Raw genomic sequence first — 15,814 nt, 5'->3', positions numbered from 1 at the left:
CGCGCCTGGCGGGCGCTGACCGAGGGCGCGGGCCGCATCGAATGGCAGGACCGGCGCCTCGGCGCCCAGGCCCAGGCGCTGGAGACCGAGGTCGGCGACTTCGTGCTCAAGCGCGCCGACGGGCTCTGGGCCTACCAGCTGGCCGTGATCGTCGACGACGCCGAGCAAGGCATCAGCGATGTGGTGCGCGGCGAGGATCTGGCCGACAACACGCCGCGCCAGCGCTGGCTGCAGCAGCTGCTGGGCCTGCCCACGCCGCGCTATCTGCACACCCCGCTGGTGCTGGGCGCCAATGGCGAGAAGCTGTCCAAGCAGAACGGCGCCGCCGCGCTGGACCTGAGCGATCCGCTTGCCGCGCTGCGCGAGGCGGCCGGCCATCTGGGCCTGCGTCTGCACGCCGGCACGCCGGCCGATGCCCTGGCCGAAGCCGTGTCGCTCTGGCGCGATTTATGATGCCGGCCATTCCAATTCAAGGATCCAACATGATCACCACCGCCAGCGGCCTGCAGTTCGAAGACACCGTCGAAGGCAGCGGCCCCGTCGCCAAGTCCGACCAGGAAGTCACCGTCCACTACACCGGCTGGCTCTACAAGGACGGCCAGAAGGGCAGCAAGTTCGACTCCANGTCCGACCAGGAAGTCACCGTCCACTACACCGGCTGGCTCTACAAGGACGGCCAGAAGGGCAGCAAGTTCGACTCCAGCAAGGACCGCAATGACCCCTTCCAGTTCGATCTGGACGCCGGCATGGTGATACGCGGCTGGGACGAGGGCGTGCAAGGCATGAAGGTCGGCGGCAGCCGCACCCTGATCATCCCGCCCGAGCTGGGCTATGGCGCCCAGGGCGCCGGCGGCGTGATTCCGCCGAACGCCACGCTGCTGTTCGAAGTGGAGCTGCTGAGCGTGGCCGGCGGCGAGGAGCCGGTCGAGCTGACGCTGCAGACCACCGCCAGCGGCCTGCAGTACGAGGACGTGGTGCTGGGCGACGGTGCCGAGGCCAAGAGCGGCGCCAATGTCACCGTGCACTACACCGGCTGGCTCTACAAGAACGGCAACAAGGGCAAGAAGTTCGACTCCAGCAAGGACCGCCGCGACCCCTTCAAGTTCAAGCTCGACGCCGGCATGGTGATACGCGGCTGGGACGAAGGCGTGCAAGGCATGAAGATCGGCGGCACCCGCGTGCTGATCATCCCCTCGGAGCTCGGCTACGGCCCGCGCGGCGCCGGCGGCGTGATCCCGCCGAACGCGACGCTGATGTTCGAAGTGGAGCTGCTGGCCGTTTGAGCCAGCGCGCGGCGGCGGCGATGCCGCCGCAGCCAATGAATGAACAAAGAAGCCGGCGGGCGATGAGCCTGGCCGGCTTTTTCAATGGCGGGAGGATGCTGTCGGTCAGGAGCAGGCGCTGGTTGGCGTCGGCTTCCGGGTAAGCATTACCGTCCTGCTCTCATGACACATGCTCAAATCTTAGGCAGGAATCGTCAATGATCAGCACACAACAAAGTTAAACCGCATGGTCGTCTCGTCTGACTTTTGGGCGTCGAATTACTACGAGCACCCGCCGCTGACGGACTTCGCGCTGGCCCGTGCCGAGCGCGTTCTGGGCGTGCGCCTTCCTGTGGAGCTGATCGCGCTGCTTCGCATCCAGAACGGTGGATATACCAAGGGGTTTATTCATCCGACGGCACAGCCGACGACCTGGGCCAAGGACCATGTTCCTCTACCAGACCTATCGGGCATCATCATCGACTCGAATCAACCGTCCCCAATGAACATGGTCCGCACGCCGGAAATGACGCTGGAGTGGGGGCTGCCACCGAAGCAAGTTCTTCTTTCTGGCGACGGGCACTACTGGATCACGCTCGACTATCGAAGCGGTGCCAGTCCATCGATCTCTTGGATTGATGTTGAATGCGGCGAAGATATCCAGATTGCATCTTCATTTGGGGCGTTCCTTGCCGGCCTTGTTGCAGAAACCTCGCAAGATGAGGTTTAACTTGACATTGGACCGGACCGCCTTCGGCGTCCGTTCACTTTCACGTTAGAGCGCACCAATTGGTTTCTCCCATCATCATCGACCCGCTTTCGGCTACCTCTTTGAGAGTTGTGCCGAAATTCAACGATGTTGAGCTGGCTTCCGCGACGGCGTTCACGGTTCGGTGGGAGTCGCAGCCGTATCTCATCACCAACTGGCACGTTGTGACCGGTCGCGATCCGGACACCGGTGAGTGTCTCGATAAGAAGCACGCGGCTATTCCGAAAACCCTGTCAGTGCGCTTTCATGCCAAGGGCAATCTCGGCGCATGGAGACTGGTTGACCTTCCGCTCCTTGATCCGGAGCAAGGGCACCTTTGGCTTGAGCATCCAATGGGAAAGGTCATAGATGTAGTCGCTATTCCAATCGCGGCAGTACCTGATATCCACGTCCACGCGCTCGACTTGGCGCTTGCCGATGTTGACATCGTCCCGACGCCAGCAATGCCGGTGTCCGTCATTGGATATCCGCTAGGACTTGCCGCTGGCGAGAGCTGGCCCATTTGGAAGACGGGCCACATAGCTTCTGATCCCGACCTCGACTATGAACCAGGGAGGCCTGCGTTTCTGATTGACGCGACGACGAGGTCGGGGATGTCGGGGGCGCCCGTCGTTCTACGTCTTGATAGCTACCGCCGGCGGAATGGAACGCAAGTTCTCGGTGGAGGAATGGCGACAAAGTTCATGGGCGTGTACGCTGGGCGCATTCATGACGCATCTGAGATCGGCAGAGTCTGGCGCCCCTTCGTCCTTTCCGAGCTGTTCCGGCGAAAGCTGATTTTCAACGATGTAACTCGAAGATCTGTCCCTGGGCGAGTGGCCGCGTGTCCGTGCGGGAGGGGTCGGCGATTCAAGGAGTGCTGCGGCAGTGCGCTTTAACTGGTCGGTCGACTCGTACACGTTGCGGCAAGGGGCCGGTCACCTTCACGTTGGAAGTCAATTCGACCAACCCTGCTGGGAGACGATATCGGAGATACAGAAGACGACATTGGGTCGGCAGCGACATTTCACAGCCCCCTGATGCAGTCGTCCGGAAGCTGTCATGCAGAATCGGCAAGCACACATGGGGGGTCACACATGCGCGAGCATGGGGGGTCACGAGCATGGGGGGTCAGAGCATGAGAGCATGGGGGGTCAAGCATGGGGGGTCAAAGCATGGGGGGTCAAGTCTTAAATCTGAAGTCCTCATGCCGCCGGATCAGCTGGCTGACCCGGGCCACCGACACACCGAGTTCCTCAGCCAAGGCCGTCATCGTCATGCCAGAGTCCTTGTGCGCATGCCACAGTGCTTCGGCCCGGTCCGTTGATCGAGACAGCCATTGCGCCAAGCTTGCTTGGTGCATCCGCTGCGCCTTGGGCACCTCGCGTGATGCCAGGTTTCTCCGGTCGGCTTCGTCTTGCTGGCGCTGCACGAACTCGTCGTCGCCCAGGTAGATCTGCTGCCTCAGGCTCTCCTCCCACAAGTGCACCCCCGGCCCATCCAGCACCAGTTGCGCGTACATAAGCGCCGCTTTTCGCTTTTGCTCGCGAGTCTGCGCCTCCTGCCCCAGCAGGAAGCCATGCAAGCCCGGCGTGTCCAGCCATGGCAAGGGTTCCGCCAGGCCGCAATGCGCCCGGTAACTGGACCACGGCCAATCACCCGGACGATCCACCATGCCAGCCCGCACCGGGTTGAGATCGACATAGCGGCACACCTCAAGCAGGTATCCCTCTCGGTCCACCAGAATTGCCTTGAAGCGGCCCTGGAACAAATGCCCGACCAGGCCGTGCCGGCGGTTGTAGGCCTGGGTGTAGACCCCGTTGATCTGCCGCATCAGCATCGACAGATTGGCGCGGCGCGTGCCCAGCACGAAGTGATAGTGGTTGCCCATCAGGCAGTAGGCAAGGGCCAAGGCATCGAAGCGATCCAGCATTCGAGCCACCACGTTCAGCAGCATGGCCCTGTCGCCATCGTCCTCAAAGATCGGCTCCCGCCGGTCGCCGCGCGAAGTGACGTGGTACACCGCGCCGGGGAACTCGATGCGAAGAGGTCGGGCCATGCTTCAGAACATAGGTGCTGAGGGGCTGGGGTTCAAATTTAAGACTTGACCCCCGGGCTTGTGACCCCCGGGCTTGTGACCCCCGGGCTTGACCCCCGGGCTGTGTTGACCCCCGGGCTGTGTGACCCCCGGGCTGTGTGACCCCCGGGCTGTGTGACCCCCGGGCTGTGTGACCCCCGGGCTGTGTGACCCCCGGGCTGTGTGACCCCCGGGCTGTGTGACCCCCGGGCTGTGTGACCCCCGGGCTGTGTGACCCCCGGGCTGTGTGACCCCCGGGCTGTGTGACCCCCGGGCTGTGTGACCCCCGGGCTGTGTGACCCCCGGGCTGTGTGACCCCCGGGCTGTGTGACCCCCGGGCTGTGTGACCCCCGGGCTGTGTGACCCCCGGGCTGTGTGACCCCCGGGCTGTGTGACCCCCGGGCTGTGTGACCCCCGGGCTGTGTGACCCCCGGGCTGTGTGACCCCCGGGCTGTGTGACCCCCGGGCTGTGTGACCCCCGGGCTGTGTGACCCCCGGGCTGTGTGACCCCCGGGCTGTGTGACCCCCGGGCTGTGTGACCCCCGGGCTGTGTGACCCCCGGGCTGTGTGACCCCCGGGCTGTGTGACCCCCGGGCTGTGTGACCCCCGGGCTGTGTGACCCCCGGGCTGTGTGACCCCCGGGCTGTGTGACCCCCGGGCTGTGTGACCCCCGGGCTGTGTGACCCCCGGGCTGTGTGACCCCCGGGCTGTGTGACCCCCGGGCTGTGTGACCCCCGGGCTGTGTGACCCCCGGGCTGTGTGACCCCCGGGCTGTGTGACCCCCGGGCTGTGTGACCCCCGGGCTGTGTGACCCCCGGGCTGTGTGACCCCCGGGCTGTGTGACCCCCGGGCTTGACTTGGCGAGATCAATGCCAACGGTCAGAATCGTCATGGACTTCCCCTTCCGAATATGTTGATGAGACACCGCACTTCCCATCGTGGCACTCGGTTGCCGTCTGCCGCAGCGCGGCTACCTCGGGACGGGGGAGTCCCTTTCATTCGTTAGACAGATCAAACACTATGTCAATCATTCAAGAGAGAACTGTCCTCGCGCTCGAAGCCATTAAAAGCGCCTTCGGTACGGAAGCGGGTGCCGACAGCGTTGACTTGTTCGTCGAGCATCATTTGGAGGAATTGCCCAACTCCTATTGGGTGGAGCATCTATCGTCGGGCAATCCGCGACCGTCTGAAGTTCTTGGCCTTTTGGTTCTGCGGGATTCCTGGGGTGAGGGTGACGCAGAGCATTTCGACTTCACACTCCAAGGCGATTCGACAGACTATGTTCTCTCTGTGCACTTCGATGAGGCTGGCCAGATTGATGGTATTGCAATGGAAAGTTGAAGGAGCGCATCTGTCTAACCCAGCCGCCTGGGGGTCATCCGCCTGGGGGTCAAGTCTTAAATCTGAAGTCCTCATGCCGCCGGATCAACTGGCTGACCCGGGCCACCGACAGGCCGAGTTCCTCAGCCAAGGCCGTCATCGTCATGCCAGAGTCCTTGTGCGCATGCCACAGCGCTTCGGCCTGCTCCGTTGATCGCTTGCCGCTCGCTCAATCAACCCGCAGCACCTCAAACTGCTGTCGATGTGGAGCGACCTGTATCGACACCTCATCCCCCTCGCACTTGCCCAGCAGGGCCCGGCCCAGGGGGGCTTCTCTGCTGATGACCTGAACGATCTGAGCGCCGCTGACCAGCTTCATGCTGCCGCCATCCGGGCCGAGAAAGAGATGTTGCTGCTTGTCGTCGGCATCGACCAGGCAGACCAGCGCGCCGAGCTGTATGCCTTTGCTGGCGTCGTAGGGGCTGGGGCGGAACTGGCGCCAGTTGGCCATCGCCTGGCGGATGGCTTCGGCGCGACGAGCTTGGCCGGTGGCCAGGTAGGCGGCTTCGAGGCCCAAGGTGTCGTACTTGTTCTCGGCGATGTTTTCTTCATGAGTCGCCACCTCATGCGCCGCCCGCGCGGCCTGTTCGGCTTGCTGCAGGTCTTCGGCGAGCCGTTCCAGTACCTGCTGCTGCAGCAAGAATTTATCCATGATGATGATGACGAAAGGCAGGCATCTCGAACCAGCGGGGGGGGGCAGGTCTTGATTATCAAGGCGCCACCGGTGGTCGACGCTGCCCTCTGCTGCAGGCGAACTCCAGCTATTTGCAGCGTGCCGCCCCTCCAGGCTCAGCCCTCAGGCTCCTCCACCCCGCCCGGCCCCTGATGGAACAGCAGATCCGCCACCGGCCGGCCGCCGACCAGGTGCTCGCTGATGATGCGGTCCAGGTTCTCGCCCTTCGCGTTGTAGTACCAGCTGCCCTCGGGCTGCACGCACATCACCGGCCCGCCCTTGCAGGCCGCGAAGCAGCTGACCCGGCTGCGTTTGACGCGCAGCTCCCCCTCGTGGATGCCGGCCGCCTTGAACTTCTCGCCCAGGCTGTCGAAGATGGCCTGCGCCTCGCCGTCCTGGGTGCAGCGCGTGCCGGTGCAGACCAGCAGATGGCGGCGGTAAGGCAGGATGCTGGGCTTGATGGTGGTGGTGGTGGTGGTGGTGGTGTCGTCGTCGCTCATGAGGGTTTCCGTTTGTTCCGGCGGCTGCGGCTGCTTTGCAGGCGCCGCCAGGCCAGCACACAGCCGCTCAGCGACAGCGCCGCGCCCAGCAGGCTCAGGGCCGTGACCACCAGATCGCGGCCCAGCACCGACGCGGCCAGCGGCGGGAAGTCCCAGCGATGCAGGGCATTGAAGAGCCAGCGGTTCCAGCGCCCGGCCTGGTCTACCCGCAGCGCCACGCGGGCCGTGCGCGGGTCCAGATAGTAGACGCTGCCGGCGGCATCGTCGAAAGCCACGCGGTAGACCGGGAAGGCGCGGGTCTGGTGGCGCAGCGCGTAGTAGTGCAGATCGGGGCCGTGCAGCCAGCCGGCCTCGACAACGCGGGCCTCCGGCTGCAGGCTAGCGGCGGCCGTGCGCAGCCGCGCCTCATCCAGCCCCTCGGGCAAGACCTGGCCCTGCATGTCCAGCAGCCGGCTGCCACCGGGAGCCGAAGCCAGCCACAGATGCTGACCCTGGAAGCGCAGCGCGGCCAGCTCGCCAACGCCATCGCGCAGAACGGCAGGCAGAGCATCGGGAAGCGATAGCGAGTCTGGCTGCAGCGCACCGCCGCGCCAGCGCTGCTGCTCGCCGGCCGCCGCACGCTCGCCGCCGGGCCAGCCCCAGGGCGCCATCGACAGCCAGCCGCTGAACAGCCAGGTCAGCAGCACCAGGCCGCCGCCCAGGCCCAGCAGATGGTGCCAGCGTTGCCAGCGCTCGCGGTAGGGGCTGACGCTGCCGCTGGCATAGCGGCCGCGCAGGCGCAGGCGCTGCATCCCCAGCACCAGGCCCAGCAGCACCAGGGCCAGCGCCGCCCCGCTGCTCCACAGCACCACATGGCGCCACAGGGGGCCGTTGGCGCGCAGCGGCGTGAAGTACAGCCAGTGCGTCACCGTGCCCAACCAGTTCCAGCCGCGCTCCCAGGCCCTCGTGTCCAGCACCAGCTCGCCGCTGCGCTGGCCGATGTAGAGCTCCAGCCCCTCGTCGCCATCGCCCTGGACCAGGGCCACGCGGTACAGCGGGCGCTGCGCGTTGAAGCGGCTGTAAATGCTCCACTGGTCGCGCTGCAGCAGCTCGACCTCGGCCACGGCAAGCCGGCGGCCACTGAGCCGCCCGCCCTGCTCGATGGCCAGTGCCCGCGCCTGCGCCTCGGTCAGCGGCACACGCGGCCGTCCGGTCAGGGCGTCGACCGCGTGCCAGGTCTTGCCCGCCTCCTGCAGCAGCCAGACCGGCCGGCCCAGCTGCTGCTGCAGTCGCAGGCCCTCGGGTGCCCCCGCGATGCCCAGCGCGGCCCAGGCCTGGGCCGCGCTGACCGGCGGTGGCGCGGCAAGCAGCGGGGCCAAGGCCTGCAGCCGCTCACCCTCCTGCAGCGCGGGTCGGGCCACGAACAGCATCACCAAGCCCGAGAGCAGCCACAGCAGGATCAGCAGGCCCAGCGCGATGCCCAGCCAGCGATGGAGGAGATGGAGCCAGCGCTTCATCGCTCAGCGCAGCCGCCAGTCCAGCACCAGGGCGGCGCTGCGGGGCGCGCCCAGCATGGCGGCGCGGCCGCTGCCCATGCTGCTGGCATAGAGCTTGTCGCCCAGATTGCGCAGCTGCAGGCGCAGGCTGGCGGCCTCGCTGAAGCGCCAGCCCAGGCTGGCATCGAGCACCGTGTAGGCGGCCAGGCTCATCGCGTTCTCGCGGTTCGTGAAACGCTGGCCGACATGGCGCAGCCCGGCGCCGATCTCGTAGGCGCCCGCGCTGTGGCTGAGCCAGAGATTGGCCAGGCGCTCGGGCACATTGGGCGGGCGATGACCGGCCAGCGAGACCGTCTCCTTGGCCGCGTTGACGACGAACAGATGCTCGTAGCGGGCCTGCACCAGCGCGGTGTTGGCATCGACACGCCAACCCGGCGCCGGCGTCCAGACCGCGCCGAACTCTAGGCCGCGCGAGCGCTGGCTGCCGCCCTGCACGCTGTCGTCCGGGCGGTTCGGCCGGGGCGAGGTGATGATGTGGTCCTTGACGATCTCGAACAGCGCCGCCGTCCACTCCAGACCGGCGCCGGCCCGCTTGTAGCCCAGTTCGAGCTGCCGGCCCTCGGTCAGGCGCAGATCCTTGTTGGCACTGGAGATCGACACCACATTGCCGACCGGATCGGTGCCGGTGCTGGCCTGGGCATAAAGGCTTTGCGTCGCATCGAGCTGGAACACCGTGCCCAGGCGCCAGGTGCTGGGGCTGAAGCGGGCCGCCCAGGGCGCCGGCAGCGCCGTGCCGGGCGCTGGATTGAGATTCTCGCGATCCACCCGAGTGCGATCACGGCGCAGCCCCAGGCTCAGCAGCCAGCGCGGCGCGGCCTGCCAGCTGGCCTCGGCGAACAGGGCCTGCTGATCGACCTCCGAGCGGCTGCGCGGCAGCAGCGCATCCCTGGCCTTGTAGAGGCCGGGATCGAAACCCTGCAAAGGCACGCGGCTGACGGTGCTGTATTCGTAGCGGTCGTTGGCATGCACGAAGTCCAGCGCCATCTGCTCGACGCCCACCAGGGCCTGCACAGCGCCAACGCGGGCCAGCAGGTCGGCCCGCAGCCCCGATTGGCGCAGCCGGTGCTGGATGCCCAGATAGCCCACGCGCTCGATCTGCTGGCCGTCCGGGGCCAGGCTGTACTCCTCCAGATTGCGCCACTGGCGATCGGCCTGGAAGCGGTAGGCCACGGCGCGGGCGCTCAGCGCATCGTTGATGCGCCAGTCCAGGCGCGCGCGGGCACGGTCCTGATCGACCTGCCAGAGCGCGTCGCTGACGTTGTAGTTCTCGCGGCGCAGCTCGGGCCAGAGGCTGCCATCGGCCTTCAGCGGCGTGCCGAAGTGATTGCTCGGACGTTCGCGATGCGCATCCAGGCTCAGGTCCAGGCGCAGATCGGGTGTGGCCTGCCAGCGCAGCGTGCTCATCAGCTTGGCGTGCCGGTGATCGCCGCGCTGCACATGGCCGTCGCCGCCAGTGGCCAGCGCATCCACGCGCAGCGCGGTGCCGGCGCTCAGGGGCTGGTTCAGGCCCAGACCCAGCCGGTAGTCGCCGGCCGTGCCCAGGCCTGCCGTCAGCTCCGCGCCCGTCTCGCGGCCCGGGGCCTTACGGACCAGGTTGACCAGGCCGCCGATGCTGCCGTCGCCATACAGCACCGAGGCCGGGCCGCGCAGGATCTCGATGCGCTGATAGCCCCAGCTGTCGGTCGGCGTGGACTGGGTGCCCGAGGCCGTGGCCATGCGCAGCCCGTCCTCGGCGCTGGCCACCGACTCGTTGCCGGTGAAGCCGCGGCTCGAGTAGGTGCTGCCCGAGGTGGCCGAGGCCTGCACCATGATGCCGGTGGCGCGACCCACCGTGTCGGCCACGCGGGTGTCGCCGCGGGCCTGCTGCAGGGACACATCGATGCTTTCGATGCTGGCCGGCGTATCCAGCGCGCTCAGCGCCAGGCGCGAGGCCGTCAGCTGCGGGGCCTTCAGGCCGCCGGCCTTGTGCGAGGCCCCCTGCACCAGCACCGGCCTGAGCTCGGTGGTCGGCGCGGTGCTGGGCGGGTCGACTTCGGCGGCGCAGGCCGGCATGCCCAGCAGGGTCAGGGCAGCGGCCGCGCAGGGGGCCACGACGGCGCAAGGCCGTGCAGGGAACTTCTTCATGATGATCAGCGCTCAACAAAGGGGGACGGCCACGCCGCCCGCGCCGCGAACAGCGGTGGACAGAGCAAGGCAGACAGGCAAGGACCATCCCTCGTGCGCACCACCTCCCCGTGGCCGCGCACCTCATGACGCTGCCGCCGGCCCGAGGGCTGACGGCGCATCGCCTTGTTGGCCGGTATCCGGGCTGACGGCGCGGCTCATATGCCCTTCCCAGACGCCGGGGCATCCAGTGGGCTGCGGATATGAGCTGCAGGTTTCTTCTTTCTGTCGAAACCTGGGTCCGTTTGACCGTTGCGGGGGCAGCTCAGGCAAGGATGGGGCCGCGTGGCCCTGCTCCCTCCTGATTCCCGTTTAACTGCGGCATCAATGACTGATCCCGCGAGCACCAACGGCGCGCATTCTATGCGAGGCCGGTATACCCCGATGTTGATCGGGCAAGACCAGGCCCCGGCCGTTCAGTCGTAGATTGACTTCTCGGGCCGCCGCGTGATCACCGCGATCGGCGGGGCCCAGCGTTCGCCGCGCGGCTTCGTGCTGGTCACCAGGGTGATCTCGCTGGGCTCGAAGACCTCGACGTTGTGCGTGATGGGCGTGGTCAGCAGGTACTGCGCGCGCGTGCTGCGCAGGAAGTGGCCGACCAGCTGGATATTGCGCACGTCCAGATGGGCAAAGGGCTCGTCGATAAAGACAAAGCCGCCGGGGGTCTCGTCGTCCTTCATCAGGCCCACCAGCAGGATCAAGCTCTTGAGCACCTGCTGGCCGCCCGAGGCCTCGCCGTCGTTCAGGCCCACCTCGCCCTTGCCGTCGAAGTTGAAGCGCACATGCAGGCCGGCCTGGGCCAGCACCATATCGTCGTTGTCCAGATGCGGCAGCTCGGCCTGGGCCATCACGCCGGCCAGTTCGCCGAGCTCCTGCACATTCTTCTTGTAGCGCCGCACGGTCGCGCGCAGCACATCGATATAGCGCTCGCGGGCATTGAAGGCGGCGATGCGCGCCATCTCGTTGCTGGCGCGGCGGTCCTCCAGCTGGCTGCTCTGCTCCAGCACCGAGACGTTCATCCGCGCATGGCGCTCCTGCACGGCGGGATCGGTCTCCCACACCCCGGTGTCCAGCTCCTGCTGCACATGGCGAGCCGCGATCTCGGCCTGCTTGGCGTTCTCGAACTCGTCGCGCAGCGCCTGCACCTTGGCCGGCTGCGTCCAGCTGGCCGGGAAGCGCTCGCGCGCCTCGCGCGAGGCCTTGGCCGCCAGGGCCAGGTCTTGCCGGCGCGACTCATGCTCGCGCAGCACGCGCAGCACATTCTCCTCGCTGGCCTTCAGCCCGCCCTGGGCGGCCTCATAGTCGCGCTCGCTGCGGGTGGCCGCGGTCAGCGCGCGGTCATGCTCGGCGTCGAGCGCGGCCATGCGGGTGGCGGCCTCGATACGGGCCTGGCGCAAGCCGGCCAGGCGGGCCCGGCCTTCCGCAAACTCGGCGGCCCGCTCGGCCAGCTCGCGCGCGGCCTTGTGGCCCTGGGCCGCCCGCTGCACGTCCTTGAGCTGGCGCTCGACCTCGGCCTGCTCCTTGGCGATGCGGCTCAGCTCGCTGTCGTAGCGGCTCAGCTCACGCTCCAGCGAGGCGCGGCGCGAATCCAGCGCCGAGGTGCCGAACTGGTAGTCGCGCGCCTCCACCCAGAGGCTGCGGCCGCCGCGACCGTCGCGGTAATAGGCCTCGGGCGTGATCCACTCGCCGCCGGCCTTGGCTCCGGTCTCGGTGTCCTTGACGCAGCGTATCGTCGCCAGCTGGCGCAGCAGCCAGCCGGGCAGCTTGGCATTGATCTTCAGCGCCGCCAGCAGCGAATCCTTGGGCGCCTGGGCCGGCGCGTTCTCGCCGTCGGCAACGACGTAATGGCGGTAGCGCTCCTTGGCCGCCAGGCCGAAGGCGCGGCCTTCGTCGCCGCTGTGGGCCAGCACCACCACCCAGCGCGAGGGCCGCAGCAGGCCCTCGGCGGCGGCACGCCAGGCCTCGTCGGCGATGTCGATGCAGTCGGCCAGCACATGGTGGGCGATGCCGGCCTCGTCGAGCGCGCGCCGAAAGCGCGTCACCTCGGGCGGCGGCGGCGGCAGGCGCTGGCCGCTCAGGGCCTCCATCGCCGCCTGGGCCTTGCGGCTCTGGTCGTTCTGGCGCGTGAAGCTCTCGCGCAGCGTGTGCTGGCGGCTGCTCAGTTCCTCCAGGCGCTGGGTCAGCTCCTGGCCGTCGGACTCCACCGCGGCCAGCGCCTTCAGCTCCTCCTCGCGCTTGGCCAGCAGCTCGACCGGGCGCTCGGCCTCGCGGGCCGCATCGAAGGCGCCGCGCGCGAGCTTGCGCTCGGCCTCCAGGTCCACCAGCTTCTGCTTGGCGGCCTCATGGCCCAGGTGCAGCGCATGCAGCTCGGCGCGCTTGGCCGACATCTGGCGCTTGTCGCTGGCGGCGAACAGGCGCTGGCGGTGCAGCTCGCGCAGGTTCTGCGCGGTGCGCGCGCGCGACTCGGCCCATTGCAGCACCGGCACCACCTCGGTGGCCAGGCGCTCGCGCTCCTTGAGCCGCAGCTGGTACTGCTGATAGCTGTTGACGCGGTTGGCCAGGTCCGAGAGCTGGGCCTGGGTGTGCGAGAGCTCGTGCGCGGCCTGCTCGACCTCCTTGAGCAGGCTTTGCTGGTGGCTGCGTGCCTGGTCGTAGCGGTCCAGCACCTCCTGGTCGCCGAAGACCTCGAACACCAGACGCAGCAGCTCCTTGGGCGAGAGTTCGCACAGCCGGTCGGTCTGGCCCTGCTCCAGCGCCAGCACGCGGCCGATCGCGCGGGTCAGGCCGGCGGCCTCGAGGCGGCGCTTCCAGGCCTCGATGCCCAGCCAGTCCTTCTCGGCCTTCTCGGCCAGCGCCTCGATCTCGTGCACGCCGTCCAGCATCACATAGCGGCGCTGCCAGTCGCCGCCGTGGCGCTCGATGCGGCAGGCCAGCGTCACTTGGTCGGAGTACAGCAGCGAGCTGGCGAAGGGGCGCGAGCTGTTCTGGCGGCCGCGCGCGCGGTTGTCCACCAGCGCGCGCAGCCAGGCCGTCTCGGCATTGGCGTGGCGCGCATAGGTCTTGTAGGTGCGGCCGCCCGAGCACTCCAGGCCCAGCAGGGTGCGCATCGCGTCGAGCAGCGTGGTCTTGCCCGAGCCATTGGGGCCGGCAATCGTGATGATGGCGCCGTCCAGCGGCATCGAGACGCGCTGGCAGTAGTCCCAGTGCAGCAGTTCCAGAGATTGCAGATGAAACATAGATGGGGTCAGGTCTCGCTGTCGAGTTCGGCTTGTTCGCCGGCCTGCAGCCGGGCAACCAGGGGCGCGGCGGCCGGGTCGGTCGAGCGGGCCAGCACATCGGCCAGCGCGCCGTCGAGGATGCGCGGCGCCAGCGTGTCGTAGTCCAAGAGCAGGTCCAGCAGCGGGCCTTCGGCGATGTCCTCGCCGCGGCGGATGATGAAGCCGTTGCGTTCCAGGAGCTTCAGATTGGAGTCCAGCCGCATCTTCTTGCCCAGCTGGTTGCCGAAATCGGCCAGCAGGCTGCGGTAGGACACGGTGGGCGAGACGCTGGCGGCCAGCGGCAGCGGCTTGTCGGTGGCGAAGAATTCGCCCTGCCCTTCCTCCTTGGCCTCGGCCCGCGCCACCTGACGCTGGCGCTTGGGCAGCACGATCAGCGACCACAGCACGATCAGCAGCGCGACGCCGTCGCGCGGCAGGTCCAGATTGTTCTTGGCCGCCAGGCCTGTCTCGCCGAACACCGAGACCTCGGCCGGGCGCAGCATCGCGACGCTGATATGGTCGGCATAGAGGTTGTCGATCACCTTCAGCCCGACCTGGGCCAGCCGGTCGCCCAGGGCGGCCCACAGCTCGGTGTCGATCAGCGCACGGCGCACCAGCGCATGGTTGCGGGGCAGCCAGCGGCGCGCGATCAATTGCGCCGCCAGGTGGGCGGCATCATCCAGGGCTTGGCTCATGAGGAAGAGGCTTCTTTCGGGGAATCGGGGGCCGGGTTGTAGAGCACACCGCGGCTCATCCACTTGACGAATTCATCGCTGGTCTCGCCCTGCTCGGCCGACCAGCGCACGCGCCAGGGCTGGCGCGCCATATCGCCGGTGGCGCCGCTGAGGTGCTGGGCCTGCGGGTCGCCCAGCAGCGGCAGCAGCTGGGCGCGGTAGGCGCTGCGCGCATAGCTGCCGCCCAGCACGGCCGGAGCCACGTCTTGCTCCAGCGCCTGGCCCGGCTCGCCGGCGGCCAGCCAGCGCGTCAGCAAGGCCTGCAGCTCGCCCATCTCGGGCGGCAGGCTCAGCACGGCCAGCTGGCCCGGCGGCGCGGCCTGGCCCGGCGGCAGCGGCTCGAGTTCCTTGGGCTTGGGCCGGTCGCGCTCGAACTCGGCCTCGGCCAGGTCCAGCAGCTCGTGCTGGGACACCAGCACCGGGTGCACCGGCCGCGAGAGCGCGCCCAGCGACAGGTTTTCGAGAAAGGGCACGTTCTGCAGCCAGCGCCGCACATCGGTGGTCGTGATGCCGGTGGAGCCCAGGGTCACGCGCTGGCGGTCGGCCTGCTGCAGCGCGCGGTTGAACTGGCTGGCCATCGCCAGCAGCCGCGCCTGGGCCAGGCCCAGCTCGCGAGCCAGCCGTTCCAGCCGCGCATTGCCGTCGGCCTCGGCCTGCTCGATGATGGCCTTCAGCGCCTCGCTGGCCCGCTCGACCAGCTTGAGCGCCCGCTCGAAGCGCTGGCGCGCGCGCCGCAGATGGAACTCCGAGCCGCTGGCGATCGCATCGGCGAATTCGTCGTAAAGCCGCGAGAGCTGGGCCTGCAGATGGTGCAGCTGGGCCGGGTCCAGGGTGCCCATCTGGTGGGCGCCGGCCACATTCGCCAGCAAGGCCGCCAGGTCGGCGTCCTGCTCGGCCGCCTGCGTCAGCGGCGACAGCAGGCCCAGCAGGCGCTGCGCCAGCGGCGTCACGCTGTACTGCTGGTTCGAGCCGTCCCAGGCCAGCAGCTCGGCCTCGCGCAGGCGCTTGAGCACCAGCTCCAGCGCCTCCTCGCGCAGCGAATGGAAATGACGGTTCAGCGTGTCGCGCGCCACGCGCGACTCCGGCAGCGCCATCAGCTCCATGAACACCCAAACCCGCAGGCGCACCAGGGCCGCCGGCCCATGGCACAGCGCCCGCAGCGCGGCCAGCAGGCTCTCGTTGCGCTCCAGCTGCCACCACAGCAGCGCCTCGGTCGGCGCGGATCCCTCGCGGAAATAGTCTTCGAAGCGCAGCTCGACGGTGTCGTCGGCGGCGCTTGCCTCGTGATCGGTCATGGCAGGATTATCCCAGGGCCAGAAGCGGCCTCCTCGGCCACCTGCGCGGCCACCTCCTCCAGCACCCAGTCGACGAAGGCCCGCACCGCCGGATGCTCGGCCAGTTCGTCGCGGCAGGCCAGCCACATCGTCTTGTGCCCGTCCGCGCCGCCGGTGCGGCCGGCCCGCGCGGCGGGCTCCTGCGCCAGCG

The 15,814-nt window shown here is 68.1% G+C and carries 15 protein-coding genes, 1 pseudogene and 1 riboswitch; of the genes and pseudogenes, 6 read left to right on the top strand and 10 right to left on the bottom strand.

What is annotated here, in order from left to right:
* The 5 genes and pseudogenes from PO768_RS23935 to PO768_RS23915 all read left to right on the top strand — a co-directional run.
* Positions 1-453: glutamate--tRNA ligase family protein (locus PO768_RS23935; RefSeq protein WP_272648032.1), on the top strand; the 453-nt coding region annotated here is incomplete at its 5' end.
* 182 nt (positions 454-635) lie between these two features.
* Positions 636-905 (top strand): annotated as a pseudogene (locus PO768_RS29340) (FKBP-type peptidyl-prolyl cis-trans isomerase); the annotation flags it as partial.
* A gap of 24 nt (positions 906-929) precedes the next feature.
* A complete protein-coding gene (locus tag PO768_RS23925) occupies positions 930-1,283 on the top strand; it encodes an FKBP-type peptidyl-prolyl cis-trans isomerase (RefSeq protein ID WP_262970746.1) in 354 nt (117 codons plus the stop codon).
* A 226-nt stretch (positions 1,284-1,509) separates the two neighbouring features.
* Positions 1,510-1,992, top strand: a complete 483-nt coding sequence (locus tag PO768_RS23920; RefSeq protein WP_272648031.1) for an SMI1/KNR4 family protein — start codon at positions 1,510-1,512, stop codon at positions 1,990-1,992.
* A gap of 59 nt (positions 1,993-2,051) precedes the next feature.
* Positions 2,052-2,909 carry a trypsin-like peptidase domain-containing protein gene (locus PO768_RS23915; protein WP_272648030.1) on the top strand — a complete coding sequence of 286 codons (858 nt, stop codon included), beginning with the start codon at positions 2,052-2,054 and terminating at the stop codon, positions 2,907-2,909.
* Between the two features lie 284 nt (positions 2,910-3,193).
* Here PO768_RS23915 and PO768_RS23910 read toward each other — a convergent pair whose 3' ends face one another.
* Positions 3,194-4,069 (bottom strand): REP-associated tyrosine transposase, encoded by an 876-nt coding sequence (locus PO768_RS23910; RefSeq protein ID WP_272648029.1) that lies wholly within the window; start codon positions 4,067-4,069, stop codon positions 3,194-3,196.
* Positions 4,070-5,107: 1,038 nt separating this feature from the next.
* On the opposite strand from PO768_RS23910, the gene PO768_RS23905 reads away from it, so the two are divergent.
* Entirely contained in the window at positions 5,108-5,428 is a 321-nt protein-coding gene (locus PO768_RS23905; RefSeq protein ID WP_272648028.1) for a DUF2004 domain-containing protein, read from the top strand.
* 49 nt (positions 5,429-5,477) lie between these two features.
* On the opposite strand, the gene PO768_RS29335 is transcribed toward PO768_RS23905, so the two are convergent.
* From PO768_RS29335 to PO768_RS23865, 9 genes are all read right to left on the bottom strand, one after another.
* A complete protein-coding gene (locus tag PO768_RS29335; RefSeq protein ID WP_442953291.1) occupies positions 5,478-5,600 on the bottom strand; it encodes a winged helix-turn-helix domain-containing protein in 123 nt (40 codons plus the stop codon).
* A gap of 36 nt (positions 5,601-5,636) precedes the next feature.
* Positions 5,637-6,119, bottom strand: a complete 483-nt coding sequence (locus PO768_RS23900) for a GreA/GreB family elongation factor (RefSeq protein WP_272648027.1) — start codon at positions 6,117-6,119, stop codon at positions 5,637-5,639.
* 137 nt (positions 6,120-6,256) lie between these two features.
* Entirely contained in the window at positions 6,257-6,640 is a 384-nt protein-coding gene (locus PO768_RS23895; protein ID WP_272648026.1) for a (2Fe-2S) ferredoxin domain-containing protein, read from the bottom strand.
* Positions 6,637-8,136: a PepSY domain-containing protein gene (locus tag PO768_RS23890; RefSeq protein ID WP_272648025.1), complete on the bottom strand. Its 1,500-nt coding sequence runs from the start codon at positions 8,134-8,136 to the stop codon at positions 6,637-6,639. The genes PO768_RS23895 and PO768_RS23890 overlap by 4 nt, the downstream gene beginning before the upstream one ends.
* Positions 8,137-8,139: 3 nt before the next feature.
* Entirely contained in the window at positions 8,140-10,299 is a 2,160-nt protein-coding gene (locus PO768_RS23885; RefSeq protein WP_272648024.1) for a TonB-dependent receptor, read from the bottom strand.
* 153 nt (positions 10,300-10,452) lie between these two features.
* A riboswitch (cobalamin riboswitch) is annotated at positions 10,453-10,704 on the bottom strand.
* Positions 10,705-10,754: 50 nt separating this feature from the next.
* Positions 10,755-13,574 carry an ATP-binding protein gene (locus PO768_RS23880; RefSeq protein ID WP_272648023.1) on the bottom strand — a complete coding sequence of 940 codons (2,820 nt, stop codon included), beginning with the start codon at positions 13,572-13,574 and terminating at the stop codon, positions 10,755-10,757.
* Positions 13,575-13,582: 8 nt separating this feature from the next.
* On the bottom strand, positions 13,583-14,290 hold the full coding sequence (locus tag PO768_RS23875; protein ID WP_272648022.1) for a hypothetical protein: 708 nt from the start codon (positions 14,288-14,290) through the stop codon (positions 13,583-13,585).
* Positions 14,287-15,624, bottom strand: a complete 1,338-nt coding sequence (locus PO768_RS23870) for a hypothetical protein (protein ID WP_137942148.1) — start codon at positions 15,622-15,624, stop codon at positions 14,287-14,289. The genes PO768_RS23875 and PO768_RS23870 overlap by 4 nt, the downstream gene beginning before the upstream one ends.
* On the bottom strand, positions 15,621-15,814 hold a 194-nt coding region (locus PO768_RS23865), incomplete at its 5' end, for a hypothetical protein (protein WP_272648021.1). The genes PO768_RS23865 and PO768_RS23870, both read right to left, overlap by 4 nt.

This window comes from Paucibacter sp. XJ19-41 (assembly GCF_028462495.1).
Classification (GTDB): domain Bacteria; phylum Pseudomonadota; class Gammaproteobacteria; order Burkholderiales; family Burkholderiaceae_C; genus Roseateles_E.
The sequence above is the reverse complement of the archived record's forward strand: the minus strand, read 5'-3'. Positions and strand labels throughout refer to the sequence as shown.

Bases quoted from the DNA above. Each gene is read 5' to 3' on its own strand.
- PO768_RS23905 (WP_272648028.1), top strand. From the start codon at position 5,108: ATGTCAATCATTCAAGAGAGAACTGTCCTCGCGCTCGAAGCCATTAAA.
- PO768_RS23875 (WP_272648022.1), bottom strand. From the start codon at position 14,290: ATGAGCCAAGCCCTGGATGATGCCGCCCACCTGGCGGCGCAATTGATC.
- PO768_RS23910 (WP_272648029.1), bottom strand. From the start codon at position 4,069: ATGGCCCGACCTCTTCGCATCGAGTTCCCCGGCGCGGTGTACCACGTC.
- PO768_RS23880 (WP_272648023.1), bottom strand. From the start codon at position 13,574: ATGTTTCATCTGCAATCTCTGGAACTGCTGCACTGGGACTACTGCCAG.
- PO768_RS23885 (WP_272648024.1), bottom strand. From the start codon at position 10,299: ATGAAGAAGTTCCCTGCACGGCCTTGCGCCGTCGTGGCCCCCTGCGCG.
- PO768_RS23900 (WP_272648027.1), bottom strand. From the start codon at position 6,119: ATGGATAAATTCTTGCTGCAGCAGCAGGTACTGGAACGGCTCGCCGAA.
- PO768_RS23920 (WP_272648031.1), top strand. From the start codon at position 1,510: ATGGTCGTCTCGTCTGACTTTTGGGCGTCGAATTACTACGAGCACCCG.
- PO768_RS23895 (WP_272648026.1), bottom strand. From the start codon at position 6,640: ATGAGCGACGACGACACCACCACCACCACCACCACCACCATCAAGCCC.
- PO768_RS23890 (WP_272648025.1), bottom strand. From the start codon at position 8,136: ATGAAGCGCTGGCTCCATCTCCTCCATCGCTGGCTGGGCATCGCGCTG.
- PO768_RS23870 (WP_137942148.1), bottom strand. From the start codon at position 15,624: ATGACCGATCACGAGGCAAGCGCCGCCGACGACACCGTCGAGCTGCGC.